Source organism: Pseudomonas sp. zfem001 (genome assembly GCF_032621725.1).
GTDB lineage: Bacteria > Pseudomonadota > Gammaproteobacteria > Pseudomonadales > Pseudomonadaceae > Aquipseudomonas > Aquipseudomonas sediminis.
In genome coordinates this window covers 600,106-626,304 of sequence record NZ_JAVYJI010000001.1, presented here as the reverse complement: position 1 = coordinate 626,304, position 26,199 = coordinate 600,106, and the positions used below count along the sequence as shown (strand labels likewise).

At 64.2% G+C, this 26,199-nt stretch carries 24 protein-coding genes; 8 read left to right on the top strand and 16 right to left on the bottom strand.

Going from position 1 to position 26,199, the window contains the following annotated elements:
• Nucleotides 1–40 precede the first annotated feature (40 nt).
• The 5 genes from RTH74_RS03055 to RTH74_RS03035 form a co-directional block, all read right to left on the bottom strand.
• Entirely contained in the window at nt 41–1,051 is a 1,011-nt protein-coding gene (locus RTH74_RS03055; RefSeq protein ID WP_316913705.1) for an ornithine carbamoyltransferase, read from the bottom strand.
• A 64-nt stretch (nt 1,052–1,115) separates the two neighbouring features.
• Nucleotides 1,116–2,366 carry an arginine deiminase gene (gene arcA / locus RTH74_RS03050; protein ID WP_316913704.1) on the bottom strand — a complete coding sequence of 417 codons (1,251 nt, stop codon included), beginning with the start codon at nt 2,364–2,366 and terminating at the stop codon, nt 1,116–1,118.
• Nucleotides 2,367–2,381: 15 nt separating this feature from the next.
• Nucleotides 2,382–3,809, bottom strand: coding sequence for an arginine-ornithine antiporter (gene arcD / locus RTH74_RS03045; protein ID WP_316913703.1), 1,428 nt, complete (start codon nt 3,807–3,809; stop codon nt 2,382–2,384).
• Nucleotides 3,810–4,233: 424 nt separating this feature from the next.
• Nucleotides 4,234–8,169 (bottom strand): trifunctional transcriptional regulator/proline dehydrogenase/L-glutamate gamma-semialdehyde dehydrogenase, encoded by a 3,936-nt coding sequence (gene putA, locus RTH74_RS03040; RefSeq protein WP_316913702.1) that lies wholly within the window; start codon nt 8,167–8,169, stop codon nt 4,234–4,236.
• Between the two features lie 469 nt (nt 8,170–8,638).
• Nucleotides 8,639–9,529, bottom strand: coding sequence for a LysR family transcriptional regulator (locus RTH74_RS03035; RefSeq protein WP_316913701.1), 891 nt, complete (start codon nt 9,527–9,529; stop codon nt 8,639–8,641).
• A gap of 96 nt (nt 9,530–9,625) precedes the next feature.
• On the opposite strand from RTH74_RS03035, the gene RTH74_RS03030 reads away from it, so the two are divergent.
• The gene (locus RTH74_RS03030; RefSeq protein ID WP_316913700.1) at nt 9,626–10,189 is read left to right on the top strand and encodes a lipocalin-like domain-containing protein; all 564 of its coding nucleotides are present in this window, start codon (nt 9,626–9,628) and stop codon (nt 10,187–10,189) included.
• Nucleotides 10,190–10,216: 27 nt separating this feature from the next.
• Here RTH74_RS03030 and RTH74_RS03025 read toward each other — a convergent pair whose 3' ends face one another.
• The 5 genes from RTH74_RS03025 to RTH74_RS03005 all read right to left on the bottom strand — a co-directional run bounded on the left by RTH74_RS03025 (nt 10,217) and on the right by RTH74_RS03005 (nt 12,816).
• The gene (locus RTH74_RS03025; protein WP_106735596.1) at nt 10,217–10,444 is read right to left on the bottom strand and encodes a DUF2790 domain-containing protein; all 228 of its coding nucleotides are present in this window, start codon (nt 10,442–10,444) and stop codon (nt 10,217–10,219) included.
• An 86-nt stretch (nt 10,445–10,530) separates the two neighbouring features.
• Nucleotides 10,531–10,713 (bottom strand): hypothetical protein, encoded by a 183-nt coding sequence (locus tag RTH74_RS03020; protein ID WP_316913699.1) that lies wholly within the window; start codon nt 10,711–10,713, stop codon nt 10,531–10,533.
• 90 nt (nt 10,714–10,803) lie between these two features.
• Nucleotides 10,804–11,760 (bottom strand): LysR family transcriptional regulator, encoded by a 957-nt coding sequence (locus RTH74_RS03015; protein WP_316913698.1) that lies wholly within the window; start codon nt 11,758–11,760, stop codon nt 10,804–10,806.
• Nucleotides 11,761–11,800: 40 nt separating this feature from the next.
• Nucleotides 11,801–12,403: a LysE/ArgO family amino acid transporter gene (locus tag RTH74_RS03010; RefSeq protein WP_125881056.1), complete on the bottom strand. Its 603-nt coding sequence runs from the start codon at nt 12,401–12,403 to the stop codon at nt 11,801–11,803.
• Nucleotides 12,403–12,816 carry an ACT domain-containing protein gene (locus RTH74_RS03005; protein ID WP_316913697.1) on the bottom strand — a complete coding sequence of 138 codons (414 nt, stop codon included), beginning with the start codon at nt 12,814–12,816 and terminating at the stop codon, nt 12,403–12,405. Before RTH74_RS03005 ends, RTH74_RS03010 begins: the two co-directional genes overlap by 1 nt.
• A gap of 94 nt (nt 12,817–12,910) precedes the next feature.
• Here RTH74_RS03005 and RTH74_RS03000 point away from each other — a divergent pair, with 94 nt between their 5' ends.
• Both RTH74_RS03000 and RTH74_RS02995 read left to right on the top strand, forming a co-directional pair.
• Nucleotides 12,911–13,813, top strand: a complete 903-nt coding sequence (locus tag RTH74_RS03000; RefSeq protein WP_316913696.1) for a LysR family transcriptional regulator ArgP — start codon at nt 12,911–12,913, stop codon at nt 13,811–13,813.
• Between the two features lie 219 nt (nt 13,814–14,032).
• Entirely contained in the window at nt 14,033–15,031 is a 999-nt protein-coding gene (locus RTH74_RS02995) for an NAD-dependent epimerase/dehydratase family protein (protein ID WP_099522311.1), read from the top strand.
• Here RTH74_RS02995 and RTH74_RS02990 read toward each other — a convergent pair.
• Nucleotides 15,022–15,309 carry a hypothetical protein gene (locus tag RTH74_RS02990; RefSeq protein ID WP_316913695.1) on the bottom strand — a complete coding sequence of 96 codons (288 nt, stop codon included), beginning with the start codon at nt 15,307–15,309 and terminating at the stop codon, nt 15,022–15,024. The two genes, RTH74_RS02995 and RTH74_RS02990, sit on opposite strands and share 10 nt — an antisense overlap.
• A 359-nt stretch (nt 15,310–15,668) precedes the next feature.
• On the opposite strand from RTH74_RS02990, the gene RTH74_RS02985 reads away from it, so the two are divergent.
• Nucleotides 15,669–16,517: an ATPase gene (locus RTH74_RS02985; protein ID WP_106735591.1), complete on the top strand. Its 849-nt coding sequence runs from the start codon at nt 15,669–15,671 to the stop codon at nt 16,515–16,517.
• Between the two features lie 111 nt (nt 16,518–16,628).
• Here RTH74_RS02985 and RTH74_RS02980 read toward each other — a convergent pair whose 3' ends face one another.
• Together RTH74_RS02980 and RTH74_RS02975 are read right to left on the bottom strand one after the other, a co-directional pair.
• Nucleotides 16,629–17,678: an alkene reductase gene (locus RTH74_RS02980; protein WP_099522308.1), complete on the bottom strand. Its 1,050-nt coding sequence runs from the start codon at nt 17,676–17,678 to the stop codon at nt 16,629–16,631.
• Nucleotides 17,679–17,705: 27 nt separating this feature from the next.
• Nucleotides 17,706–18,008, bottom strand: coding sequence for an ArsR/SmtB family transcription factor (locus RTH74_RS02975; RefSeq protein WP_099522956.1), 303 nt, complete (start codon nt 18,006–18,008; stop codon nt 17,706–17,708).
• Between the two features lie 126 nt (nt 18,009–18,134).
• On the opposite strand from RTH74_RS02975, the gene RTH74_RS02970 reads away from it, so the two are divergent.
• Nucleotides 18,135–18,719 (top strand): ACP phosphodiesterase, encoded by a 585-nt coding sequence (locus RTH74_RS02970; protein ID WP_316913694.1) that lies wholly within the window; start codon nt 18,135–18,137, stop codon nt 18,717–18,719.
• A gap of 181 nt (nt 18,720–18,900) precedes the next feature.
• On the opposite strand, the gene RTH74_RS02965 is transcribed toward RTH74_RS02970, so the two are convergent.
• A complete protein-coding gene (locus RTH74_RS02965; protein ID WP_316913693.1) occupies nt 18,901–21,618 on the bottom strand; it encodes a cation-transporting P-type ATPase in 2,718 nt (905 codons plus the stop codon).
• Between the two features lie 176 nt (nt 21,619–21,794).
• Between RTH74_RS02965 and RTH74_RS02960 the strand changes: the two genes are divergently transcribed.
• Nucleotides 21,795–22,643 (top strand): universal stress protein, encoded by an 849-nt coding sequence (locus tag RTH74_RS02960; protein ID WP_316913692.1) that lies wholly within the window; start codon nt 21,795–21,797, stop codon nt 22,641–22,643.
• A 2-nt stretch (nt 22,644–22,645) separates the two neighbouring features.
• On the opposite strand, the gene RTH74_RS02955 is transcribed toward RTH74_RS02960, so the two are convergent.
• Both RTH74_RS02955 and olsB read right to left on the bottom strand, forming a co-directional pair.
• Nucleotides 22,646–23,422 (bottom strand): lysophospholipid acyltransferase family protein, encoded by a 777-nt coding sequence (locus tag RTH74_RS02955; RefSeq protein ID WP_316913691.1) that lies wholly within the window; start codon nt 23,420–23,422, stop codon nt 22,646–22,648.
• 108 nt (nt 23,423–23,530) lie between these two features.
• Nucleotides 23,531–24,262: an L-ornithine N(alpha)-acyltransferase gene (olsB, locus tag RTH74_RS02950; protein ID WP_099522304.1), complete on the bottom strand. Its 732-nt coding sequence runs from the start codon at nt 24,260–24,262 to the stop codon at nt 23,531–23,533.
• A 148-nt stretch (nt 24,263–24,410) separates the two neighbouring features.
• On the opposite strand from olsB, the gene RTH74_RS02945 reads away from it, so the two are divergent.
• On the top strand, nt 24,411–25,301 hold the full coding sequence (locus RTH74_RS02945) for an acyl-CoA dehydrogenase family protein (RefSeq protein ID WP_316913690.1): 891 nt from the start codon (nt 24,411–24,413) through the stop codon (nt 25,299–25,301).
• A gap of 66 nt (nt 25,302–25,367) precedes the next feature.
• Nucleotides 25,368–26,153, top strand: coding sequence for an MBL fold metallo-hydrolase (locus RTH74_RS02940; protein ID WP_125836323.1), 786 nt, complete (start codon nt 25,368–25,370; stop codon nt 26,151–26,153).
• Nucleotides 26,154–26,199: the final 46 nt, after the last annotated feature.

The following is a 26,199-nucleotide window of genomic DNA, read 5'->3' as shown; positions in this document are numbered from 1 at the left end:
AGACAAGCTCATCCCCGGATTGCATCCGGGCTACGTAAACCTAAATATCAGCCAGGGTAGCGACCAGAATCGCCTTGATGGTGTGCATGCGGTTTTCCGCCTGCTCGAAGGCGATGTTCCAGGGTGACTCGAAGACCTCTTCGGTGACCTCGATGCCGTTCTTCAGGTGCGGATACTGCTCGGCAATCTGCTTTCCGACCTTGGTTTCGCTGTTGTGGAAGGCCGGCAGACAATGCATGAACTTCACCCGTGGGTTGCCAGCGGCCTTCATGATCTCGGCGTTGACCTGATAGGGCAGCAGCTCCTGGATGCGCTCACCCCAGGCTTCCACCGGCTCACCCATCGATACCCAGACGTCGGTGTGGACGAAGTCGACGCCTTTGACCGCCTCCTTCGGGTCTTCGGTGAGCAGGATGCGTGCGCCGCTTTCCTCGGCGAATTTCTGGCAGGCGGCTACGTGTTCGTCGCTCGGCCACAGCGCCTTGGGCGCGGCGATGCGTACGTCCATGCCGAGCTTGGCGCCGATCAGCAGCAGCGAATTGCCCATGTTGTTGCGCGCATCGCCGAGGTAGGCATAGGCGATGTCGTGCAATGGCTTGTCACTGTGCTCGCGCATGGTCAGCACGTCGGCGAGCATCTGCGTGGGGTGGTATTCGTCGGTCAGGCCGTTGAACACCGGCACGCCCGCATAGGTGGCCAGTTCCTCGACGATCTCCTGCTTGAAGCCGCGGTACTCGATGGCGTCATACATGCGCCCGAGTACGCGGGCAGTGTCCTTCATGGTTTCCTTGTGGCCGATCTGCGAGGAGTTGGGGTCGATGTAGGTGACGTTGGCGCCCTGGTCGTAGGCTGCCACCTCGAAGGCGCAGCGGGTGCGGGTCGAAGTCTTCTCGAAGATCAGCGCGATGTTCTTGCGGGTCAGGTGCTGCTGCTCGGTGCCGGTGTATTTGGCGCGTTTGAGGTCGCGTGACAGGTCGAGCAGGTAACGCAGCTCACGGGTGCTGTGGTGCATCAGGCTTAGCAGGTGACGGTTGTGCATGTTGAACGCCATGGTTCTTTCTCCTTTTGGGCAGTCGAAACGTCCCGGCGACGGTTGGCCGCCGGGGCTGGCTGGATCAGTAATCGATGGGGTCGCGGATGATCGGGCAGGTCATGCAGTGACCGCCGCCGCGACCGCGTCCCAGCTCGCTGGCGCTGATGGTGATGACCTCGACGCCGGCCTTGCGCAGCAGGGTGTTGGTGTAGGTGTTGCGGTCGTAGCCGATGACCACGCCCGGCTCCAGGCAGACCACGTTGTTGCCGTCGTCCCACTGCTCGCGTTCGGCCTCGTAGGCGTCGCCGCCGGTTTCCACCACACGCAGTTTTTTCAGGTTGAGGGATTCGGCGACCACATCGACGAAGGGTTTGTCCTCGCGGCGTACGTCGATGCCGCCTGGGCGGCTCTCGTCTGGGCGAAGGATGAAGGGCACGATGCTGTTGGCCACTTCCGGGAAGATGGTCACCAGGTCGCGGTCGCAGAAACTGAATACGGTGTCCAGGTGCATGGCGGCGCGCGAGCGGCCAAGGCCGGCGACAATGACCTTGTCTGCCGCGCCCTTGGCAAACAGTGCGCGCGCCACCTGGCCGATGGCCTGGTGCGAGCTGCGTTCGCCCATGCCGATCAACACGGTGCCATTGCCGATGGGCATGACGTCACCGCCTTCCAGAGTGGCTGAGCCGTGCTCTTGGTCCGGGTCGCCGTACCAGATCTCGAAGGGCTCATTGGCGAAGTCCGGGTGGAAGGTGTAGATGGCGCTGGCGAGCAGGGTTTCCTGACGGCGCGCTGGCCAGTACATGGGGTTCAAGGTGACGCCACCATAGATCCAGCAGGTGGTGTCGCGGGTGAACTGGGTGTTGGGCAGCGGCGGGAAGATGAAGCTGGCTTCGCCGAGGTAGGCGTTGAACATCTTCGCTGCCTCGGAATCCTTGTGCTTGACCAGATCGGCGCCGGATACGCCGCCGATCAGGAACTCGGCGATCTTGCGTGGCTCCAGTCCTTCGATAAAGGAACGCACTTCGTTCTGCAGGCCGAGGCCGACGCTGTTGGGGGTGATCTTGCGGTCGAGAATCCATTTCAGCGCGTTGGGGTCGCTGACGGTCTCTTCCAGCAGGTTGTGCATCTCCACCACTTCGATGCCGCGTTCGCGCATCTTGGTCATGAAGTCGAAGTGGTCGCGCTTGGCCTGGGATACCCAGATCACATCGTCGAACAGCAGTTCGTCGCAGTTGGCGGGGGTCAGACGCAGGTGGGCGAGGCCTGGTGAACAGACCATCACCTTGTGCAGTTTGCCGGCTTCGGAATGAACGCCGAGGGCTTTCTTGGACATGTCGAACTCCTTCTCTCACAGACTCAGGAAACCGTCATACAGCCCGTAGGCAGCGATGGCGGCACCGACCAGTACGGCGACAAAAATCAATTTCTCGACGGCGGTGAAGATGGGCTGACCCATCTCGCGCTTGGCCTTGGCGAAGAGAATCGCGCCAGGGGCATAGAGCAGCGCCGAGAGCAGCAGGTACTGCACGCCGGCGGCATACACCAGCCACACTGCGTACAGGGTGGATATTGCGGCGATCAACAGATCCTTGTTGCGCTCGCCGGCCGCGCTCTCGTAGGTCTCGCCGCGCACCGCCAGCAATACCGCGTAGGCGCTGGACCAGAAGTACGGCACCAGAATCATCGAGGTGGCCAGGTACAGCAGGCTGAGGTAGGTGGAGGCGTTGAACAGCGTGATGATCAGAAACAGCTGGATCAGTCCGTTGGACAGCCACAGCGCATTGGCCGGAACGTGGTTGGCATTCTCCTTGCGCAGGAACGCCGGCATGGTGTGGTCACGGGCGCTGGCGAAGAGAATCTCGGCGCACAGCAGCGTCCAGGACAACAAGGCGCCTGCCAGTGAGACGATCAGGCCGATCGAAATCAACTGTGCACCCCAGGGGCCGACCACCTGCTCCAGCACGCCGGCCATGGATGGGTTCTTAAGCCCGGCCAGTTCGGCCTGGGCCATGATGCCCTGAGACAGGATGTTGACCAGGACCAGCAGCAGAAGCACACCGACGAAGCCGATCACCGTGGCCTTGCCGACATCGCTGCGCTTCTCGGCGCGAGCGGAGAAGATGCTCGCGCCTTCGATGCCGATGAACACCCAGACGGTGACCAGCATCATGTTGCGCACCTGATCCATCACGCTGCCCAGCTCTGTATTGCCGCGGCCCCAGACGTCCGCAGTGAATACGTCGAGCTTGAAGGCGATGGCGGCGATGGCGATGAATAGCGCCAGGGGCAGCATCTTGGCGATGGTGGTCACGGTGTTGATGAAGGCCGCTTCCTTGATCCCGCGCAGCACCAGAAAGTGCAGCAGCCAGAGCAGCACCGAGGCGCAGATCACTGCCGGCAGGGTGTTGCCTTCGCCAAATACCGGGAAGAAGTAACCCAACGTGGAAAACAGCAGCACCATGTAGCTGACGTTGCCGATCCAGGCGCTGATCCAGTAGCCCCAGGCTGAGGAGAAACCCATGTAGTCGCCGAAACCAGCCTTGGCGTAGGCATACACCCCACCATCGAGTTCGGGCTTGCGATTGGCCAGGGTCTGGAATACGAACGCCAGGGTCAGCATGCCGACCCCGGTGATCAGCCAGCCGATCAGGGTGGCGCCGGCGCTGGCGCTGGCTGCAATATTTTGCGGAAGAGAGAAGATACCGCCGCCGACCATGGAGCCGACGACCAGCGCGATCAGCGCGCCGAGGCGGAGTTTTTGCGTCGAGTCAGACATCTCAATTACCTCCGTGTCACAAGGGGACATAGGTATTGAGCACGTTTGGCGAGCACAGCATCCTGACTTGAATCAATAGTCAGGATTCGTCAACGCACATCCTTGTTCCAGGCGTTGTCGAGCACCTGATGAGCGTCAGGACTGCTGCTCTGTCTGGCACGGGGTGGCGCCAGTCCAATCAACATAGACCGAACTTTCTGTTCCGCAATGATGGCCAGTTGCGATGGAGCCGATAGCGGGGAAAGGGGATGGGCGGGGCGGTTGGCCCCGCTCGACGCGCTGGCCGGATAGGCTGGCGCAGACCCGAAGGCCAAAGGGAGAAGCATGACGCCGGGCGGGTAGCCCCTGCAGGCAGTTGCGTCATGTGGTTACAGCATGCCGCGGAAAGCTTTCATCCAGCTTTCCGCGGTGTTATCGGCTGCGATCAGCCGATGGTCATCAGGCTGGCGTTGCCGCCAGCCGCAGCGGTGTTGACGCTCAGGGCGTGTTCCACCAGCAGACGTTCCAGAGCGATGTCGGTCTCGCCCTTGTTCAGGCCGTGTACACCGACGATGGCGCCCTTGCGCTGTGCCGCCTGCTCGCTGACTGCGCGCAGCTGGTCGGAGTCGCCGTGGTGCAGGATGGCGTCCAGCTCCACGTCGACGCTGTTCCAGTCGGCCACCAGCTGGATGTGCTTCTGCACCTCCTTCGGCAGTTCGGCGTACAGCGGGCGTTGGCCGTCCAGCCAGATCGCCCGGCTGCCGACGGCAAGGGTGGCAGCCAGCTGAGCCAGCAGATCACCACGCTCGTCGGCCAGGTTCAGCACGTGCTCGCGCGGCAGCAGGGTGTAGCTGTTGCGCTCGCCGGTCGGGCCGGTCAGCGTGTGGCTGCTGTAGCTCTGCGACAGGCCGCGGTACTGCTCGAACAGCGCGGCGATGGCTGGCTCCTGCTTGGCTGCCCATTCGGCGAAGGCGGCACGTACCTTGTCCAGCTCGGTCGGAACCGGCAGGGCCTGCACCTCGGCCTGTTGCAGATACTGGGCGACGGCCTCCTGTGGACGGGTCGACAGCAGGCGGAACAGGTACAGCGGGCCACCGGCTTTCGGACCAGTGCCGGACAGGCCTTCGCCACCGAACGGCTGCACGCCGACCACGGCGCCTACCATGTTGCGGTTCACATACAGGTTGCCGACCTTGGCGGTGCCGACCACCTGGGCGATGGTCTCGTCGATGCGTGTGTGCACGCCGAGGGTCAGGCCGTAGCCGCTGTCGTTGATCTGCTGCAGCAGCTTGCCCAGGTCCGCGCGCTGGTAGCGCACCACGTGCAGCACCGGGCCGAAAATCTCGCGCTTCATCTCATCGAAGCTATCCAGCTCAATCAGGGTCGGTACGACGAAGGTGCCGCGTTTGATCTCCTCACCGTTGACGCGCGCCAGTTGGGTGACCTTGCGGCCTTTTTCGCGCAGCTTGGCGATGTGGGTGTCGATGCCGGCCTTGGCCTCGGCGTCGATCACCGGGCCAATGTCGGTGTTCAGACGCTCCGGGTTACCCAGGCTGTATTCGGCCATGGCGCCCTTGAGCATGGTCAGCACACGGTCGGCCACGTCGTCCTGCACGCATAGCACGCGCAGCGCCGAGCAGCGCTGGCCGGCGCTGTCGAAGGCAGAGGCGACCACGTCCATCACCACCTGCTCGGTCAGTGCCGAGGAGTCGACGATCATGGCGTTGAGGCCGCCGGTTTCGGCGATCAGCGGGATGGTGCGGCCCTGGGCATCCAGGCGCCCGGCGATGTTGCGCTGGAGGATGCCGGCCACTTCGGTGGAACCGGTGAACATCACGCCACGCACACGCTCGTCACCCACCAGGCGCGCACCAACGGTCTCGCCACGGCCCGGCAGCAGTTGCACGGCGCCAGCCGGCACGCCGGCCTCGCGCAGGATGCGCACGGCCTGTGCGGCGATCAGCGGGGTCTGTTCGGCGGGCTTGGCCAGCACGGTGTTGCCGGCGGCCAAGGCGGCAGCCACCTGACCGCTGAAGATCGCCAGCGGGAAGTTCCACGGGCTGATACACACCACCGGGCCCAGCGGGCGGTGGCTGTCGTTGCCGAAGCTGCGGGCCTGGATCGCGTAGTAACGCAGGAAGTCCACCGCCTCGCGCACTTCGGCGATGGCGTTGGCGAAGGTCTTGCCGGACTCACGCACCAGCAGGCCCATCAGTTGCTGCAGCTCGGCTTCCATCAGGTCGGCGGCGCGCTCCAGCACGGCGGCGCGTTCGGCGGGCAGGGTGGACTGCCAGATCTGCCCGCTGGCCAGGGCGCAGAGGATGGCGCTGTCGACATCCTTGACGCTGGCTTCGCGTACATGGCCAACCAGATCGCGGTGATCGGCTGGATTGCGCACTGGCTCCGGCTCGCCCGGATTGACGCCATCGCAACCGAGCATCGGCTCGGCCAGGTAGCTCTGGTTGGCGGTCGACAGCAGCGCCGAGGACAGCGAGCCGAGACGGTGTTCGTTGGCCAGGTCCAGGCCGGAGGAGTTGACCCGCTCCTTGCCGTACAGGTCACGCGGCAGGGCGATGCGCGGATGCGGCAGGCCGATGGTGCCTTCCTGCGCGGCCATCTGCTCGACCTGCAGCACCGGGTCGAGCACCAGGTCTTTCAGCGAGATGCTGTGGTCGGCGATGCGGTTGACGAAGCTGGTGTTGGCGCCGTTTTCCAGCAGGCGGCGCACCAGGTAGGCCAGCAGGGTTTCATGGCTGCCCACTGGCGCGTAAATGCGGCACGGGCGGTTCAGCTTGCCGTCGGAGATCTTGCCAACGACCTGCTCGTACAGCGGCTCACCCATGCCGTGCAGGCACTGGAACTCGTACTGACCCGGGTAGTAGTTCTGCCCGGCCAACTGGTAGATGGCCGACAGCGAGTGGGCGTTGTGGGTGGCGAACTGCGGGTAGATGGCTTCCGGCGCGGCCAGCAGCTTGCGTGCGCAGGCCAGGTAGGACACGTCGGTGTACGGCTTGCGGGTGTACACCGGGTAGCCTTCCAGGCCGTTGACCTGGGCCAGCTTGATCTCGCTGTCCCAGTAGGCGCCTTTTACCAGGCGGATCATCAGGCGGTGGCGGCTGCGCTTGGCCAGGTCGATGACGTAGTCGATCACGTATGGGCAGCGCTTCTGGTAGGCCTGGATGACGAAACCGATGCCGTTCCAGCCGGCCAGGCTCGGCTCGAAGCAAAGGCGCTCGAGCAGGTCCAGCGACAGCTCCAGGCGGTCGGCTTCCTCGGCGTCGATGTTGAGGCCGATGTCGTACTGCTTGGCCAGCTGGGTCAGGCCCAGCAGGGTCGGGTACAGCTCGTCCATCACGCGCTCGTACTGGGCGCGGCTGTAGCGCGGGTGCAGGGCGGACAGTTTGATCGAGATGCCCGGGCCTTCGTAGATGCCACGGCCATGGGAGGCCTTGCCGATGGCGTGGATGGCCTGCTCGTAGGAGGCCAGGTAGCGTTTGGCATCTTCTTCGGTCAGCGCGGCTTCACCGAGCATGTCGTAGGAATAGCGGAAGCCCTTGGCTTCCAGGTTGGAGGCGTTGGCCAGGGCTTCGGCGATGGTTTCGCCGGTGACGAACTGCTCGCCCATCAGGCGCATGGCCATGTCCACGCCCTTGCGGATCACCGGCTCACCGCTCTTGCCGATGATGCGGTTGAGCGCCGAAGTCATGCCGGCTTCGGTGTGGGTCGAGACCAGCTTGCCGGTGATCAGCAGGCCCCAGCTCGCCGCGTTGACGAACATCGACGGGCTCTGGCCGAGGTGCTGGCTCCAGTTGCCGTTGGCGATCTTGTCGCGGATCAGCGCGTCACGGGTGGCCTTGTCAGGAATGCGCAGCAGGGCTTCGGCCAGGCACATCAGCGCTACGCCTTCCTGCGACGACAGCGAGAACTCCTGCAGCAGCCCCTGCACCAGGCCTTGACGACCGCTGGCGTTCTTCTGGTTGCGCAGCTTTTCGGCGATGCCCAGGGCCAGCTTCTGCGAGGCCTCGGCCTGCTCCGGGTTCAGGCGCGCCTGCTCCAGCAGCATCGGTACCACTTCGGTTTCCGGGCGGCGATAGGCGCTGGTGATGGCGGCGCGCAACACCGACTGCGGGAGGATGCTCTCGGCGAAATCGAGGAACACCTGCAGACCCTGTTCGGTCAGCGATTCCAGGGCTTCCTCGCCGGCGGCTGCGGCCAGGCCGGCATGCTCGGCGGGCGTCAGGCCACTCTCGACTTGCTCCAGATAATTGAAGATCGCCTGCTTGATCATCCAGTGCGGCGTGCGGTCGATCTGCGCGGCGGCCTTTTTCAGGCGTTCGCGGGTGGCATCGTCGAGTTTTACGCCAAGAGTGGTAGTAGCCATGGGGAGTCCTACTTATTGTCAGGTTATGCACGGTAAAAACTGCCGGAGCAGTTTTTGACGTCGCTTGCGACGGCCCGAAGCGGTGCCGCCATGAATGGCGGGCAACAAAAAAGCTGCGGGAGATTAAACCCGCTTCGGTGCTTGGTGCAACTAGGTGCAACCAATTAGCTCGGCATCCCGACGGACGTTCATTTCGTCCACATGGCTGCCGCTGTAGCGCCTGAAGATGGCGGTTTCAGGGCATGAATGCATTCCGCAGCGTGGACGTTGGCACGCTAGCACGCGCTCGTGTTATCCAGCGTACCGATGCGCTGCGTCATCATGGTGCAACCTTGGTGCTACCCCTTGTGCGGGTGCTCCGCGCCGGGACGGTCAAGGCGTCGATCACGATCGCGACTGAGTTACACCTATTCAGCATAGACCGCGGGATTGCAGCAGTGTGGCTCCCGGTCGTCTGAAGGGGACTGCGCTATCCCTGCCCGCGGAGAATGGAGATGAACGCCTGCAGTGGCGCCGGAACGTGGCGATAGCTGGAGTAGTAGAGGCACAGGCCGGGGCATGGTGGTGTCCAGTCTTCGAGAAGTAGCACCAGCTTACCGCTCTCCAGCGCCTGGCGAGCGAAGGCCTGGGGGACGTAGGCGATGCCCTGGCCGGCGCAGGCCGCTTCGACCAGCAGGTCGTTATCGTCCAGGCTCAATGCGCCTGGTACGTCGAGGGCGAGGTGCTGCGTGCCGCGCTCGAACTCCCAGCGATAGCGCTTGCCGCTGGGCATGCGCTGGCGGATGCAGCGATGAGCGCGCAGCTCGTCAGGTGTGCCAGGACGCCCAAAGGTGGCGACATAGGTGGGTGAAGCCACGGTGACGAAGCGCACTTCGCCGCCGAAGGGCACTGCCACCATGTCCTGAGGCACTGACTCGGCCAGGCGCACGCCGGCGTCGAAGCCCTCGGCGACGATATCCACCAGCCTGCCCTCGCTGACCAGGTCGAGCTCCACATGGGGATGGCGTTGCAGGAACGTCGGCACCACATGTTCCAGCAGCCAACGCGCGCCGCCCTTGCTGGCATTGATGCGTAGGGTTCCGGCGAGCTCGTCGGGGCCATGGCTGACGGCATCCAGTGCGTCGTCCAGATCCCGGAGTAGGGGCGTCAGGCGCTGCAGCAGTTGTTCTCCTGCCTCCGTCACGGCAACGCTGCGGGTGGTGCGGTGCAGCAGGCGAACCCCCAGGCGTTGTTCAAGCCCCTTGATGGCGTGACTGAGAGAGGAGCGTGATACCCCTAAGGCGTCGGCAGCCTTCTGGAAACTGCGCTGCTGAGCGACCTGAATGAAGGCCTTGAGATCAGCGAGGCTGGCGTTGCTCATTGGTGAGTATTCTTCACGAAGGTGTTCGTATTGGTGCGTCTTATCATAGCTTGACCCGCGCCATACCATCGGTTTCATCGTTAGAGGAGATGACTGATGAAAAACGAATCGAATACCCGCGCTTGTGTCTGGATCGATCTGCCGCAGTGGCGCCGGCACTTGTCGCGGCCGTTACTGGTGGTCGGCTTGCTGGCGCTGAGCTTGAACGCCACGGCCCGCGAGTCCGAGGCTCACGCTGCCAACCAGGTGGTTGGCACCTGGCGTATGGTTTCCGCCACCCTGGAGGCAGATGGAAAAGTCGAGCGTCCGTACGGTGAAAACCTGCAAGGCATGCTGGTGTTCACGCCTGATATGCACTTCGTCGAAGTGCTGACCGACGGCGATACGCCGCGTTTTGCATCCGATGCGCGCGGCGGCGGCAGCGACGAAGAAAATCGTCGTGCCATGGCGTCGAGCATCGGCTTCTTTGGCACTTACAGTGTCGATGAGCAGGGACGGTTCGCCGGTAACCGGGTCGAGGGCGCCACCTTTCCCAACTGGGTCGGCGGTGTCCGGACGACGAAGGAGTTGCAACTGAGGGTCGAGGGCGATCGGATGTACGAGACCTTCACGCGCCCGGATGGCGGGCGCTTCAGTGCCGAGTTCGTGCGCGCCAGGTAAGGCCGGGATGTGTGGTGCGTGCGGTGGTCAGTAGCGGCAGTTTTCGCCGATACGTTGGTAGATAAGCGTGTGCTGCTCACCTTTGGAGTCCAGGTAGACCATGCGGGCTTCACCCGCTTCGCAGCCTTGCGGCAGGGTCTGGCTGATGACCTTGGCAATGTCCAGGTGCATGCCGTAGTGGTAGTGCTCGGGCGTTTCGGCATGTGCCAGGGTTGCGGCGCAGCCGAAAGCGAGCAGGCAGGCGATACGTTTCATGATGGCCTCGGTGCGGGAAAAAGGGCCGTTTCAGCGGCCCGAGGGGCGCCGGTCAGGAGCGCGGCCGGCGCCAGGTAAGCTCTGGGTCAACCGTGCTGATCGCTGTTCTGCGTGCTCGCGGCATGCGCCTGCTGGGTGGCTGTGGCGTGCGGCTGTTGCTGGTGGGCCTGCTGATGAGCGACGAAGGCCGCCGACTCTTCGGCGAAGCAGGCTTGGGCGGCCAGCAGGGTGGAAAGGGACAGGACAGTGGCAGTGACAAGGTTCTTCATTGGGGCGATCCTCTTGGGATTCTTCGTGGGTTCGAAGTCATCCTAGTGAGGCATCGAGGTCGGAAAAAGCGCGCTTTGAGTGAATGACCATTACCTTTCGCGCAACAATTTCTCCGGGCTTGCCCAGTGTTGTGCGTCGTCCAGCACCGCTTCGTCGCCAAGCAGTAACGGCGGCAGTTCGGCCTTGAGAAACTCTACCCAGGTGCGCGTCTTGGCATCGAGAAAGCGTCGCGATGGATACATCGCATAGATGTTCAGTGCGCGTAGCCGGTGCTGCGGCAGGATGCGCAGCAGGCGCCCTTCACGCAGCGGCTGGCTGGCGACGAAGGAGGGTAGCAGGCAGAAACCCATGCCGGCCTGGGCTGCCTTGACCAAGGCCTCGGCGACGTTGACCTGGAAGCATTCGGCCGGCAGCGCCTCCAACTGGTCGTCACCGAAATCCCATTGACCGCGATACAGCGGGTCGGTCAGGCGCAGGTGACGATGTCGTTGCAGGTCAGCCGGGTGTTCGGGAATGCCGTATTGAGCCAGATAGCTGGGCGCCGCGCAGATGACGCTGTGGATTGCGCCCAGGCGTTGCGCAACCAGTTGCGAGTCAGGCAGGTCGCGGGCGAAGGCGATGGTCACGTCATGGCCGTCTTCGAGCAGGTCTGGAGTGCGCTGGGCCAGGGTCAGTTCCACCACGACCTGAGGATGATGTTCGGCATAGCGGGCAATCAGCGGGGTGATGTGCTGCAGGCCGAGACCGGTCATGGTGTGCACGCGCAGGCGACCGCTGGGGGTGCGGTGCGCGCCACGTGCTTCGGCGTCGGCTTCGTCGATCTGGCCGAGAATCTGCCGGCAGCGCTCGAGGTAACGCTCACCGGTTTCGGTCAGTGCCAGGCGCCGCGTGGTGCGCTGTAGCAGGCGTGCCTCGAGATGTTGCTCGAGGTCGGTGATCAGGCGCGACACCTGCGCGGTGGACAGATTCAGTGCCTGGGCCGCAGCGGTGAAGCTGCCACGTTCGACCACCTGAACGAACACGCGCATCGCATGCAGGGTATCCATTGTTGCTCCTGGCGTAATTAGCCAGACGCATTATGCGCGATTACAACGCGCCGAGAATCAACTGCGCCGCCACCGCGAACATCATCGCCGCCACGCCGAGGTCGATCAGGCGCCAGGTCAGTGGCCTGGCCAGCCAGGGTGCGAGCCAGGCGGCGCCAAGTGCCAGAGTGGCAAACCAGAGAAAGGAGGCGCTGGCAGCTCCTGCCGCATAGGCGCCGGGTTCTGGTTGCTGGGCGCCGAGCGAGCCGATCAGCAGTACGGTATCCAGATAGACATGTGGATTGAGCAGGGTGACCGCCAGTGCTGCGAGCATCACCGCGCGCAATGAGCGCGGCTCGCTACCTGCCGCTTGCAGTGATTGCGGGCGCGCAGCGCGCAACAGCGCCTGGCTGCCGTACCAGAGCAGAAAGGCAGCACCGCCCCAGCGAGCGATGGCCAGCAAGGTCGGGCTCTGCGCCAGCAGGGTGGCCAGGCCGAACACGCCAGCGGCCACCAGCAGGGCATCGCAGACGATGCACAGGGCGGCCACCGGCAGATGGTGTTCCCGGCGCAGGCTCTGCGCCAGGACGAAGGCATTCTGCGCGCCGATGGCCATGATCAGGCCGATGGCCACCAACAGGCCGTTGCTATAGCTCTGCCACATCACGCCGGCTCCGGAATGGACGCCGCCGACAAGGCGCGCAAGGTGGACAGCGCCTGCTCGGCGCGCTCGCTGGGCATGAAGATATGGTCGTGATGAAAGCCGGCGACCACGTTGCAACTGATTCCCGCCTGCGCCAGGGCGGCAGAGAAGGATGCTGTGAGGCCCACGGCAGCCAGCGACGAATGCACCTCAAGGGTGATCCAGGCAGCGACGTAGTCGTAGTGCAGGCCATGGGCGTCGGCGACTTCGCGCGGTAACACCAGGCTCAGGCCTTCGGTTTCGCGCAGGCTGGCGATGGGCTGCAGGCCGCTGCAGTCATGCTCGGTCGGGACGCAACAGAACACGTACTGACCGGGATTGAGCCGCGGCGTCATGCTCTGCAGCAGACGCGCGAGGTTGGTTTCTCCAGACATGGCGGGCTCCTGATTGGACTGAATGCTGGCGAGTCTGCGGTGGCTGGATGTATAAGAGAAACCAATATTGCTGATCACTCATTAGGAAAATCGATTGTTCGATTACAAACTTCTCGCTGCGCTGGCTGCGGTGGTGGAACAGGCCGGCTTCGAGCGTGCGGCGCAGGTGCTGGGGCTGTCGCAGTCGGCGGTGTCGCAGCGCATCAAGTTGCTCGAAGCACGGGTCGGCCAGCCGGTGCTGGTGCGCGCGACGCCACCAGCGCCAACCGAAACCGGTCGACGTCTGCTCAACCACGTGCAGCAGGTGCGCTTGCTCGAGCGTGACCTGCAGGGCCAGGTTCCGGGGCTGGACGAGCAGGCCTTGCCCGAGCGCCTGCGCATCGCCATCAACGCCGACAGCCTGGCGACCTGGTGGGCGACGGCGACGTCCGAGTTCTGCGCCGATCAGCAAGTGCTGATGGAGTTGGTGGTGGAAGATCAGGAAGTGGGCCTCAAGCGCATGCGCGCCGGAGAAGTGGCCGGTTGCGTGTGTGCTGCCGAGCGCCCGGTGGCGGGTGCGCGCAGCCTGGCGCTGGGGGCGATGCGTTATCGCGCGCTGGCCAGCCCGGCCTTCATTGCTCGGCATTTTGCCGCTGGCGTCAGCGCCGAAACCCTGGCGCGGGCACCGGCCATCGTCTACGGCCCGGATGATCAGTTGCAGCATCGCTACCTGGCGAGCCTCGGTGTCATGGGTGCCTTCGCCTATCACCTGTGCCCCTCGTCCGAAGGGTTCGTGCGCCTGACCGAAGGCGGCCTCGGTTGGGGCCTGGTGCCGGAATTGCAGGTGAGAGAAGAGCTGGCCAGCGGCAGGCTGGTGGACCTGGTGCCCGAGCGCTGCATCGATGTGCCGTTGTATTGGCATCACTGGCGCAATGGTGGTGAGTTGCTGGCAGGGCTCACCGAGCATCTGCGCCGTGCCGCCGGCATTACGCTAGTCCAGACGCAACCCGGTCCGTAGGGTGCGCCATGCGCACCAACTGCAAGGTGACATGGCGGGGGATCGGCATAGCATTGGATGAAGATCGATATCCCGCCAAGGGCTGGTGCGCACGCGCACCCTACGAGTCCAGGCAGGGCAGGCTTTCCGGGTCGTCGTTCTGGCCGCCACTGACAGCGCAGGTCAGGCTGAGCACTGCTAGAGTGCGGCAACTACAAGAATCAAGGGTAGGGGATGACGATGAAGATTCTGGTCACTGGCGCGAGTGGCTTCATCGGTGGGCGCTTCGCTCGTTTTGCGCTCGAGCAAGGGCTGGCCGTGCGGGTCAACGGCCGTCGCGCCGAGGGCGTGCAGCACCTGATCAAGCGCGGTGCCGAGTTCGTTCAGGGCGATCTCGGTGATGCCGAGTTGGCCCAGACGCTGTGCCAGGATGTCGAGGCGGTGGTGCACTGCGCCGGCGCGGTCGGCGTATGGGGCGATTACGCGCATTTTCATCAGGCCAACGTCACGGTCACCGAGAATATCGTCGACGCCTGCCTCAAGCAGAAGGTCCAGCGCCTGGTGCATCTGTCCTCGCCGTCGATCTATTTCGATGGCAAGTCCCATGTCGATATCCGCGAGGAGCAGGTGCCCAAACGCTTCTCCGATCACTACGGCAAGACCAAGTACCTGGCCGAACAACAGGTGTTCGCCGCGCAGGAATTCGGCCTGGAGGTGATCGCCCTGCGTCCGCGCTTCGTCACTGGCGCGGGCGATACCAGCATCTTCCCCCGGTTGATCGGTATGCAACGCAAGGGTCGTCTGGCGATCATCGGCAATGGTCTGAACAAGGTCGACTTCACCAACGTGCACAACCTCAACGATGCTTTGCTCAGCTCGTTGCAAGTGGGCGGAGCGGCGCTTGGCCAGGTGTACAACATCAGCAATGGCGCGCCGGTACCGCTGTGGGACGTGGTCAATTATGTGTTGCGTCGCCTGGAGCTGCCGCCGGTGACGCGGCATGTGCCATTTCCGCTGGCCTACGCTGCGGCGACGCTCAACGAAGGCGTGTGCCGGGTACTGCCCGGGCGGCCAGAGCCAAGTCTGTTTCGCCTCGGCGTGGCGGTGATGGCCAGGGATTTTTCCCTGAACATCGATCGCGCCCGCGAATACCTTGGCTACGAGCCCCGGGCCAGCCTGTGGGATGCACTGGATGAGTTCTGCACCTGGTGGCAGGCGCAGATGGGGCCTCAGGCGTAGATGCGCTGGCCGCGATAGACGCGTACCGAGCCGGTTGGCGTGCCGACCGGTAGCTCGACTGCGGCCAGTGGCGTCACTGTTGCACGCTGCGGTTGATCGGACAGTTCGGCCAGACGTTGGCCGAGGCGGCGGGTTTCTTCATCGTCGGATTTCAGGCTGCCATCGAGCATGGCGACGATCGCGTTGGGCTGGCTCATGCGAATATCCACGTCCTGCTCTTCGCGTAGACGGCGACGCAGCGCTTTCATGCAGTCCAGTACTTCTTTGTTCAGTTCCATTGCCACTTCCCCCGATTGGTTGAAGGATCACGGGCTTCGGCGTTCCACGCCTTCCGCGATCTGAGCAGCCTCTTCCCAGCGGCTGTAACACGAACTTGTGCTGTATTGCTTTGCAGAACTTTTCAGGCCGCCTGCTGGCTCGTTAGCGACGCTCTATCGGCGCGTTCACGACAGGATCAAAAGCAAACTGCGTACCAGTTCATGTTTTGCGGAACTGCTGGGCTGCAGGCGAGTCGATGGCCCTGTCGCGCCCTTTGTCGGTGCATCGCGCACCCGCTTGGCGCGACGCTGATGGTGTAATGGCGAATCGGTATACTGCGCGGCATTTCTGTTTATTCGTTCCAACCATAGGTCCGACCATGCGCAACGACGCCAACGACGAACTCGACAATCTGCCCAGCCTGACCCCGGAGCGCCGCGAGGAGTTTGCCGAGCCACGCGAAGAGCCAGCGCCGCGCAGCAGCCGCGCTACCAGCAGCAAGGCTCCAGTAGCCAAGGGCGCCAGTACCGGGCCGCTGTGGGCGCTGGTTGGTGCCCTGAGTTTCGCTCTGGCTGGACTGGGCTGGTGGAGCCTGCAGCAGATCGGCTTGATGGAGCAGCGCCTGGTGGCGACCCAGGAGAGCTTCGCTCGCATCAGCGAGGAGGCGGCAGGACGCATTCAGGATATTTCCGGCAAGGTGGTGGCGACCGAATCCAACGTCACCAGCGGTAGCGAGGCGCTCAAGCTGCAGGTCAAGCAGCTGGAAACGCGTCTGGCCGAGCTGGGCAAGCAGCAACAGCAGAGTGCCACGGCGCAAGCCGCGCTGGACAAGCGCGTCGAGCAGTTGGGCACAGAGCTAAAAAGCGGCATCGGCGCCAGCGCCGATTTCGACAAGCGCCTGCAGGCACTCTCCACCGAGCAGGCGGCGCTGAAATCCGCACAGAGTGATGCCAAGGCCACCCAGGCCGAGCTGGCCAAGCTCGATACCCGTATCAAGGCTCTCGGCGGCGATATCGAAACGCTGAAAAAGCAGGGTAATCCGGCGCAATCCATTCGCAGTCTGGAGCAGGATCTGCTGGTGCTGCGCAGCGAGCTGGACAATCGACCGGCCGCCAGTGCCGGTCCGAATACCGCCGAGTTCGATGCCTTCCGTGCGCAGATGACGCGCAACATCAACACCCTGCAGAGCCAGGTGGTGAATCTGCAGCAGCAGATCAATCAGCGCTAAGGCAATTCGCTAAATGAACAAGCCCCGCAATGCGGGGGTTGTTCATTTATTGGTCGCGGCTAAAGCCCCTCCCACGGGATATCGCTTGCGGGAGGTGCTTAAGCTGCGATCTTACAGACGCGGATAGTCGATATAACCTACCGGGCCGGAACCGTAGAAGGTTTCCGGGTGCGGCTCGTTCAGTGCGGCGTTCTGCTCCAGGCGCTGCGGCAGGTCCGGGTTGGCGATGAAGGGGATGCCGAAGGCCACGGCATCGGCATTGCCTTCTGCCAGCCAGGCATTGGCTTGGTCCTTGGTGAATCGCTCGTTGGCGATGAACACGCCGCCGAATTCCTTCTTCAGTTGCGGTGTCAGGCTGTCGTCGCCGGATTTCTCACGGGCGCAGATGAAGGCGATGCCACGTTTGCCCAGTTCACGGGCGACGTAGCCGAAGGTTTCGGCACGGTTGGCATCGCCCATGTCGTGGGAGTCGGCACGCGGCGCCAGGTGCACGCCGACGCGACCGGCGCCCCACACGGAAATCGCAGCATCGGTCACTTCCAGCAGCAGACGCGCACGGTTTTCGACGCTGCCGCCGTAGCGGTCGGTGCGCTGGTTGGTGCTGCTCTGCAGGAACTGATCGAGCAGGTAGCCGTTGGCGCCGTGGATTTCCACACCATCGAAACCGGCAGCCATGGCGTTTTCGGCGCCCTGACGATAGGCCTCGACGATGTCGGCGATCTCTTCGGTTTCCAGTGCACGTGGGGTGACGTAGTCCTTGATCGGACGTACCAGGCTGACATGGCCGGCCGGCTGGATCGCGCTCGGGGCAACTGGCAGCTCGCCGTTCAGGTAGATCGGGTCGGAGATGCGGCCGACGTGCCACAGCTGCAGGACGATCTTGCCACCGTTGGCGTGTACGGCCTGGGTGACGTTGCTCCAGCCGCGAATCTGCGCGTCCGACCAGATGCCGGGGGTGTCCGGGTAGCCAACGCCCATCGGCGTGACAGCGGTGGCTTCGCTGATGATCAGCCCAGCCGAGGCGCGCTGGGTGTAGTACTCGGCCATCAGCGCATTGGGCACACGGCCTTCGTCGGCGCGGCAGCGGGTCAGCGGTGCCATGATGATGCGGTTGTTCAGCTGCAGGTCGCCGATCTGGATGGGGTCGAACAGTGTGGGCATGGTGGTTTCTCCGGAGGAAAGGTCAAATCAGAGTTGCTGGCCGAGGCGCTCGACGAATACCTGAATCAGCTCGTCGTTGCGCTTGAAGAAGTGCCACTGGCCAACCTTGCGGCTGGTCACCAGGCCGGCGCGTTGCAGGGTGGTCAGATGGGCAGAAACGGTGGACTGCGACAGCCCCGTACGCTGAAAGATCTTGCCGGCGCACACGCCGATTTCCAGCGGGTGATCCTGTTCGGCGAAGTTCAGCTCGGGTTCCTTCAGCCAGTCGAGGATGTCACGGCGTACCGGATGGGCGAGAGCCTTGATAATGGCGTCGAGGTCGATTTCCATGGCGGTGTGGGTCTGTATCGTCATGTGGCGAACCTTATATCGTCTCTGATCGATATACAGATTGATTGTTCCAATAGTCTCCATCAACGGCTTCGATTGTTCTGCCCACGGCGGTAAGCTCGCGGGATGAACTATCTGGCCCATCTCCATCTTGGTGGCGACGCACCACCGCAGTTACTTGGCAGCCTCTACGGCGATTTCGTCAAAGGCCCGTTGAGCGGGCGCTGGCCGGCACAAATCGAGGCGGCCATTCGCCTGCACCGGCGCATTGATGCCTTCACCGACAGCCACCCACTGCAAGCCCGCGCACGGGCGCGCTTTCCTGTCGAGCGGCGAAGAACGGCCGGCATGCTGCTGGATCTGTTTTTCGATCATTGCCTGGCCCGTGACTGGTCGGCGTACGCGTCGCAACCGCTGGATCACTTCACCGGTCGGGTATATCGCGTGCTGGCGGCCGAGCCCGAGTTGCCCGGGCGCCTGGCGCTGATGGCACCGCGCATGGCTGCGCAGGACTGGCTCGGCAGCTACCGCGAGTTCGCGGTGCTGGAGCAGGTGATTGCCGGTATGCAGCGGCGCCTGTCCAAACCGCAGTTGCTCTATGGCAGCCTGGCGGAACTGGAGCGCCTGTACGAACCGCTCAGCGAGGACTTTCGCGCCTTCTATCCCGAGTTGATGGCTTTCGCCGAGGCTGAGCTGAACGTATCGGGGTAGAGGCGGTGCGCATGGCGCACCCTACGGGAGTTTCCCTGCATCCGTAGGGTGCGCTGTGCGCACCAGGGCTTTCGCCGCTTCAACAGTTGCTGCCAAAGCGCCTCCCACCAGGTTTCGCGTCGGGCGCTGTGGTAGGGGCTTCAGCCGCGACGACCATCACGGCAACCTCTCCTCCAGCGGCTCAGGCCGCCTGAGCATGCAGGCCAAAGCGCCGCACTACCCATTTCTCCAGCTCCGCCACGGCGAACAGTGCCAGGCCTGCCAGCAGTACCCGCAGCCATTCCTCCAGGCTCAGGCCGACCGAGCCGAACACTCCCTGCAGCGGCGGTGCATAGGTGAACAGCAACTGCAGCACCACGCAGATGGCGATGGTCACCAGCACCGCGCGATTGCCCAACAGGGCGTCGCGGTTGAGCACCGAGCCGAAGATGCTGCGGCTGTTGAACAGGTAGAAAATCTCGCACATCACCACGGCATTCACTGCGATGGTGCGGGCGCTTTCCAGGCTGTTGCCAAGCTTCAGCTCCCAGAGGAACAGGCCGATGCCCGCGCCGGCAATCAGCAGCGAAACCATTACCACGCGCCAGACGAAGAAGCCGGATAGCAGGGGCTCGTTCGGCGCGCGTGGGGCGCGCTGCATCAAACCGCGTTCGCTGGGTTCGAAGGCCAGCGCCAGGCCCAGGGTGCTTGAGGTGACCATGTTGATCCACAGCACCTGCGCCGGCGACAGTGGCAGCACCACCTGGAACAGGATGGCGAAGATCACGATCAGCGACTGGCCGCCATTGGTCGGCAGGGAAAACAGGATGAATTTCTTCAGGTTGTCGTAGATCGCTCGGCCTTCGCGCACGGCCCCGGCGATGGTGGCGAAGTTATCGTCGGCCAGCACTACTTCGGCTGCTTCCTTGGCCGCTTCGGTGCCCTTGTTGCCCATCGCCACGCCGACGTCGGCGCGCTTCAGGGCCGGTGCGTCGTTGACGCCGTCGCCGGTCATGGCCACGACCTCGCCGCTGTCCTGCATGGCCTGCACCAGGCGCAGTTTGTGCTCGGGGCTCGCTCTGGCGAATACTTCGACGCCGGGCAACACCTCGCGCAGGCGGCGGTCATCGAGCAGTTCCAGCTCGGCGCCGGTCATCGCCGGCAGGCCGACGCCGATGCCCAGCTGCGCACCGATGGCGCGGGCCGTCTCGGCATGGTCGCCAGTGATCATCTTTACCCGGATGCCGGCACGCTGGCATTCGGCGACGGCGGCGATGGCCTCCTCGCGTGGCGGATCGATGATGCCGACCAGCGCGAGCAGAGTCAGCCCGCTTTCGACGTCGTCGAAGCTCAGATTGCGTTGCTCGGTCGGTGCCGTTTTGCTGGCCAGGGCCAGCAGGCGCAGGCCACGGGCAGCCAGATCGGTCGCCTGGCGTCGCCAGTAGTCGGCATCCAGAGCCGTGTTAGCGCCGTCGGCGCTGCGCTGGCTGGCGCACATTTCCAGCACGCGCTCGGGGGCGCCCTTGAGGTAGACCAGGCCATGGCCGGTGTGGTCGTGGTGCAGGGTGGCCATGAAGCGGTGTTCGGATTCGAACGGAATTGCGTCGCTGCGGGGCAATTGTGTGCGCAGCGACTGGATATCGAGACCGCTTTTCAGCGCCAGGGTCAGCAGCGCGCCTTCGGTTGGGTCGCCATGCAGTTGCCAGTGGCCGCCGTCGTCCTGTTGCAGGCGGGCGTCGTTGCACAACTGTGCGGCACGGGCGATCTCCAGCAGTTCGGCATCGGGCTCGAGCAGCTTGCCGTCCTGGTGAAAGGCGCCTTCCGGGGCGTAGCCGACACCGGAGACATCGAGGATGCGGTTGGCGCTGACCATGCGTTGCACGGTCATTTCGTTGCGGGTCAGGGTGCCGGTCTTGTCCGAGCAGATCACCGTCACCGAACCCAGAGTTTCCACCGCCGGCAGGCGACGGACGATGGCATTGTGGCCGGCCATGCGCTGCACGCCGAGGGCGAGGATCACCGTCATGATCGCCGGCAGACCTTCGGGGATGGCCGAGGCGGTCAGCGCCACCACCATCATGAACATCTCCCCCGGATTCTGGCCGTGCCAGAGGATGCCGAGGATGAAGGTGGCCAAGGCCAGGATCAGGATGATCACCGCCAGCCAGCGGCTGAACTGTTCGATCTGTCGCAGCAGCGGCGTGGACAACGCCTGCACCTGCTGCAGCATCGCGCCGATTCGGCCGAGTTCGGTGTCGGCGCCGCTGGCCACCACCACGCCGCTGGCCTGGCCGCTACTGACCAGCGTGCCCGAATAAGCCATGCAGCGGCGGTCGCCGAGCGGGGCATCGGCGTTGCAGTGCGCCACGGATTTTTCCACCGGCACCGATTCGCCGGTCAGCGCCGCTTCTTCCACCAGCAGGTTCTTCACGCTGGTCAGGCGCAGGTCGGCTGGCACCTTGTCGCCGGATACCAGCAGCACGATGTCGCCGGGCACCAGGCGTTCGGTATCGATTTCATGGCGTTCACCGCCACGCAGCACCATGGCGTGGGGCGAGAGCATGCTGCGGATGGCATCCAGCGCGTTCTCCGCCTTGCCTTCCTGGATGAAGCCGATGATCACGTTGATCAGCACGGCGGCGAGGATCACCGAGGTATCGACCCAATGGCCGAGCAGGGCGGTGATCAGCGCTGCGACCAGCATCATGTAGAGCAGCACGTTGTGGAACTGATAGAGCAGGCGCAGTAGCGGCCCACGGCGTTGCGGCGGCGGCAGGCGGTTGGCGCCGTAGCGCTGCAGGCGCTGCTCGGCTTCCTCCTGGCTGAGGCCGCTGGCACTGCTGCGCTGCTCGTCGAGCGCTTGTTGTGCAGTCAAACCGTGCCAGGCGTGGTCACTATGTTGTGAGGGGGGATTGCCCATGGGGCGCGTCTCCTTGGTTGGGCCGGCTGCGCCTGTCGATGGCCGACGGCCGGCGCACCCCGCAGTCCTTACTAACCTAGACCGCTTTAGCGCGTCGGACCTGACCTGCATCAAGGAGTACGAGGTCGCGAGGCGCTTGAATGTAACGCGGTGTTAAACCCATGGAGGAACACGAGATGATCAAGATTCTGGTAGCGACCGATCTGTCCGAACGTTCGGCGCACGCGGTACAGCGCGCCGTGCAATTGATCCGCCGCCAAGGTGGTGGCGAGTGGGCTCTGCTGCACGTGATCGATGACGATGCGCCGGCTGCGCATGTGCAACGTCAGGTACAACAGGCCGAAACCCTGTTGCAGGCGCAGGCCGAACGCCTCGGCGAGCAGGCCGGCAGTGTGCCGCGGGTGATCGTGGGCACTGGCGAGGCCGCCTCGGTCATTGTCGAAAGCGCGCAAGGCATGGGCGCCGACCTGCTGGTGGTGGGCGCGCATCGCAAGTCGGCACTGCGTGACTTCTTCGTCGGTACCACGCTCGAGCGGGTGGTGCGCAGCAGTCATCTGCCGGTGCTGCGGGTCAATGGTCCGGTGACCCATGAATACCGTCATGCGTTGCTGGCGATGGACCTCTCGCGCACCTCGCAGCAAGCCCTGAAGCGGGTGCGTGAGCTGGGTCTGGCGAGCCTGGACGAGCTGCACGTGGCCAGCGCGGTCGAGCCGGTTGTGGCGGGCGCGATGATGGAGGCGGGTATCAGCGCCGAGGTGCTGGAGAATCAGCGCGAGCTGCAGCGTCAGCAACTGGTGGAGCGCCTGAGTGCAGTCGGCGTGAGCCTGAGTCACGAGCGTCTGCTGGTGCAGATCGGCTCGCCGGAAGGGGTGATCGGCGAGGCCTTGCGTCAGTCTGGTGCGGACCTGTTGGTGCTCGGCACCCATGCCCGCGAAGGGGCGTCGCGTTTCTTCCTGGGCAGCGTTGCCAGTCGCTTGCTGGCCTCGCTCGACAGCGACGCCTTGATCGTACCGCCGGCTGGCTGAGTCTAGGCCGCTGCGGCCGATTGCACCTCGGTTGCATCCAGCTGCAGTGCGCTGGCGATGATGGCCTGGCTGTGCCGGGCCAGTTCGTTGCGGCTGCGTGATTCGCTGGGGATCGGTGCGAGCAGGCGGATCTCGACCTCGCAGGCCGAGCCCGAGAGCAGGCGCAGCAGATGCGAGAGCATGTCGTCGTCGCCCACGAACGGTGCCACCGTGCAGGGTTGGCCATCGCGCAAATAACGGATGGCCACTGGTTGCAGCGCCACGCCGCTGTCGATGGCGCTGCTCAGCAGACGACCGTGAAAGGTGCGCAGGGCCAGGCCGTCAGTGGTGGTGCCTTCGGGAAAGATCAGCAGGTGATGGCCCTGCTGCAGGTGGCGGGTGAGTTGCTGGCTCACCTGGCTGCTGTCGCCTGCACCGCGGCGGATGAACAGCGTGCCGCCCTTGTGCGCCAGCCAGCCGGCCAGCGGCCAGCCGCGTACTTCCGCCTTGGACAGAAAGGACAGCGGCTGCAGGGCGCCCAGCAGCGGAATGTCGGTCCACGACACGTGGTTGGCGACCCACAGCATCGGTTGCGTGGGCAGCTGGCCCTCCACCCGTACGCGAAACGGCAGGGCGCCGCCCAGGCGTGCCAGGAACCAGCGGGTCAGGCGTTGGCGCAGCGGCATCAGGTCGTGCCGAACTACCCGCTCGAACAGGCTGACGATGCCGGCCAGCAGGGCGCCGAAGGCGATTACCAGGGCCAGATGAAAGAGGCGCAGGGACAGACGCAGTTTGGCCATTGAGGCCTCCGCTTGAGAACGAGTGCCAGCATTATCCACGGGCAGCGCCGTTTGGCCATTATCGTGATTCATGCCGGCCTGTAGGGGCGAGCTCCTACAGGCCGGGTTTCAGACTGCCGCCTTGAAGTGCCGGGCGTAGCGTGGGCACAGCTCGTCGCGCTTGAGCAGGATGAACACGTCGGCCACCTGGAAGTCCTTGTCCCAGCAGGGTTCACCGCAGATCTTCGCGCCCAGGCGCATGTAGGCCTTGAGCAGCGGCGGCATTTCGGCGATGACGTTGCCCGGCAGGTCCAGCTGCGGCAGCGGGTGTTTCGGCTCGGCACGCAGATGCTCGGTGCACAGGTAGCGTTCACGCAGGCGCTGCATGACTGCATGGGCCTGGATGCCGCCGTCCTGCATGGAGATGCTGGCGCAGCCCATCAGGTAGCGGTAGCCGCCTTCGTTGAGCACCTCGGCCAGCTCGCCCCAGAGTACGGCGATGGTGGCACCGTTGCGGTAGGCGACATCGACGCAGGTGCGACCGATCTCCAGCACCGGGCCTTCGAGACCGGCAAGGCCGTGCAGGGCGAATTCCTCTTCGCTGTAGTAGCGACCAAGACCGGCAGCCGCCTGGTGGTCGAGCAGGCGGGTGGTGGCCACCAGCTCGCCGCTTTCCAGATCACGCACGCCGATATGGCGGCAGTGAATGTCGTAGTCGTCCATGTCCAGACCCAGTTCGGCGCCGTTGAGCTTGGCGTCGAATTCCGCGCTGAATACGCGGTAGCGTAGGGCCTGCGCTTCACGCAGGGCGGCGGGGCCTTGCAGGCGTTCGGCCTGCAGTCGGCGAGCGGTTTGAGTCATGCCAGATCCTCCGTGTGCCGGCTGGATGCTTGCAGCCGGTCGATCTTGTTGGGCAAGCTCAGGCTAGGTAGCTGCGGTGTCACCACCGTGAAGCTTTTTTGATGCTTATGTGACGGCGGCTCAGTTGCCGCTGTGAGGAGCCGATGCGATGCCTTGGTCGAGCCTTTTTCAGCCTATCGAGCGCCTGACTGCCGAGGCGGGGTTGGAGGACTGGTACGCTCGCCTGCTGGCGCGTCTGGGTGGCACGCCACAGTCATTCGAGCTGGCGCTGGTGGGTGGCCTGCAGGCGGCCACGCCTGGGCTGGCGTTTCTCGCCGGTTACCAGGCTGCGCTACGTGTGCTGTGGCCGGCAGCGCCGTGGACGGCTGGCGCGCTGTGCGTGACGGAGAACCGCAGCACTCGCCCGGCGGATATGAGTACGCGCATCGATGGTCTGCAGATCACCGGCCGCAAGGACTTCGTCACTGCTGCCGAATGCGCTGACTGGTTGCTGGTGGCGGCGCGTGAGGAGGGCGAAGGGCAGGCACCGCGTCTAGCCCTAGGTGTGGTGCGTCAGGGCGCACCCGGCGTGCGCATTGAGCCACTGCCAGCCTTGCCGCTGATGCCAGATATCGGCCATGCCCGTTTGCATCTGGATCAGGCGCTGGGCGAGCGCTTGGCAGGCGATGGCTGGGACGACTACGTCAAACCCTTTCGCACGCTGGAAGACGCGCACGTCCTCGCGGCAGTGGCGGCCTGGCTGTTCGGCGTGGGCCGCGAAAGCGCCTGGCCCGAATCCCTGCAGTTGCGTTTGCAGGCACTGCTGGCCGGCTGCGCCGAGGTGGCGCGGCAAGCGCCCAATGCTGCCACTACTCATCTGCTGCTCGCCGGCCTGTTCGCCCAACAGCAGGCGCTGGCTGGTGAATTGAATGATGCTTTCGCCACGGGGCCTACGCACTGGGCCGCGCTGTGGCAGCGCGACAAGGGTTTGCTGCGTATTGCCGAGGCTGCACGCAGCAAACGCCTGGAGAAAGCGCGGCAGATTGTCGCCGGCTCTTGATCCATATCAGTACGCTGCCGAGGGTGTGCGCATAAGGTTGCCTCGCGATTCATCTAAGAGGTTTCCATGCGCCGCGAGCCCATCGTGCTGTTCGATAACGGCAGCCACCAATGCCTGATGTTCGATGACCTGGTCAGCGGCGAAGGCGTGCAATCCAACCAGTTCCTGATCACCGACAACGAGCAGTACCTGCTGCTCGATCCAGGCGGCGACCTGACCTACACGCCGCTGTCGCTGGAGCTGTCCAAGCACATTCCGGTGCAGGACCTGACCTACATCTTCGCCTCGCACCAGGACCCGGACATCATCGCCTCGCTCGACAAGTGGCTGCTGCACACCCGCGCACGGGTGATCTGCTCCAAGCTGTGGGCGCGTTTTCTGCCGCACCTGACCGCCAACTACCTGGTGCTGAGCCGCGGCATCAATACCTTCGACCGCATCATCGCGCTGCCGGACCGGGGCCAAAGCATCCCGCTGGGCAAGTGCTCGCTCAAAGCCGTGCCAGCGCACTTCCTGCACTCGGTGGGCAACTTCCAGGTCTATGACCCGGTGAGCAAGATCCTCTTCTCCGGCGACATGGGCGCTTCGCTGGTGGATGACGCCACGCCGGTGCGCGACTTCGTCAACCATGTGCCGAATATGGAAGGGTTCCACCGGCGTTACATGGCTGGTAACAAGGCCTGCCGCCTGTGGGCGGCGATGGTGCGGCAGATGGACGTGGCGATGATCGTGCCGCAGCATGGCCGGCCCTTCGTCGGCCCGGAAATGATCAGCGCTTTTCTTTACTGGATCGAGAACCTCGAATGCGGTCTCGACCTTATGGGGCCGGAGGATTACCAACTGCCCAAATGAAGGTGGGATCAGACCGTGTGAAAACGTAGCGAGCGAAGGTCAGGCA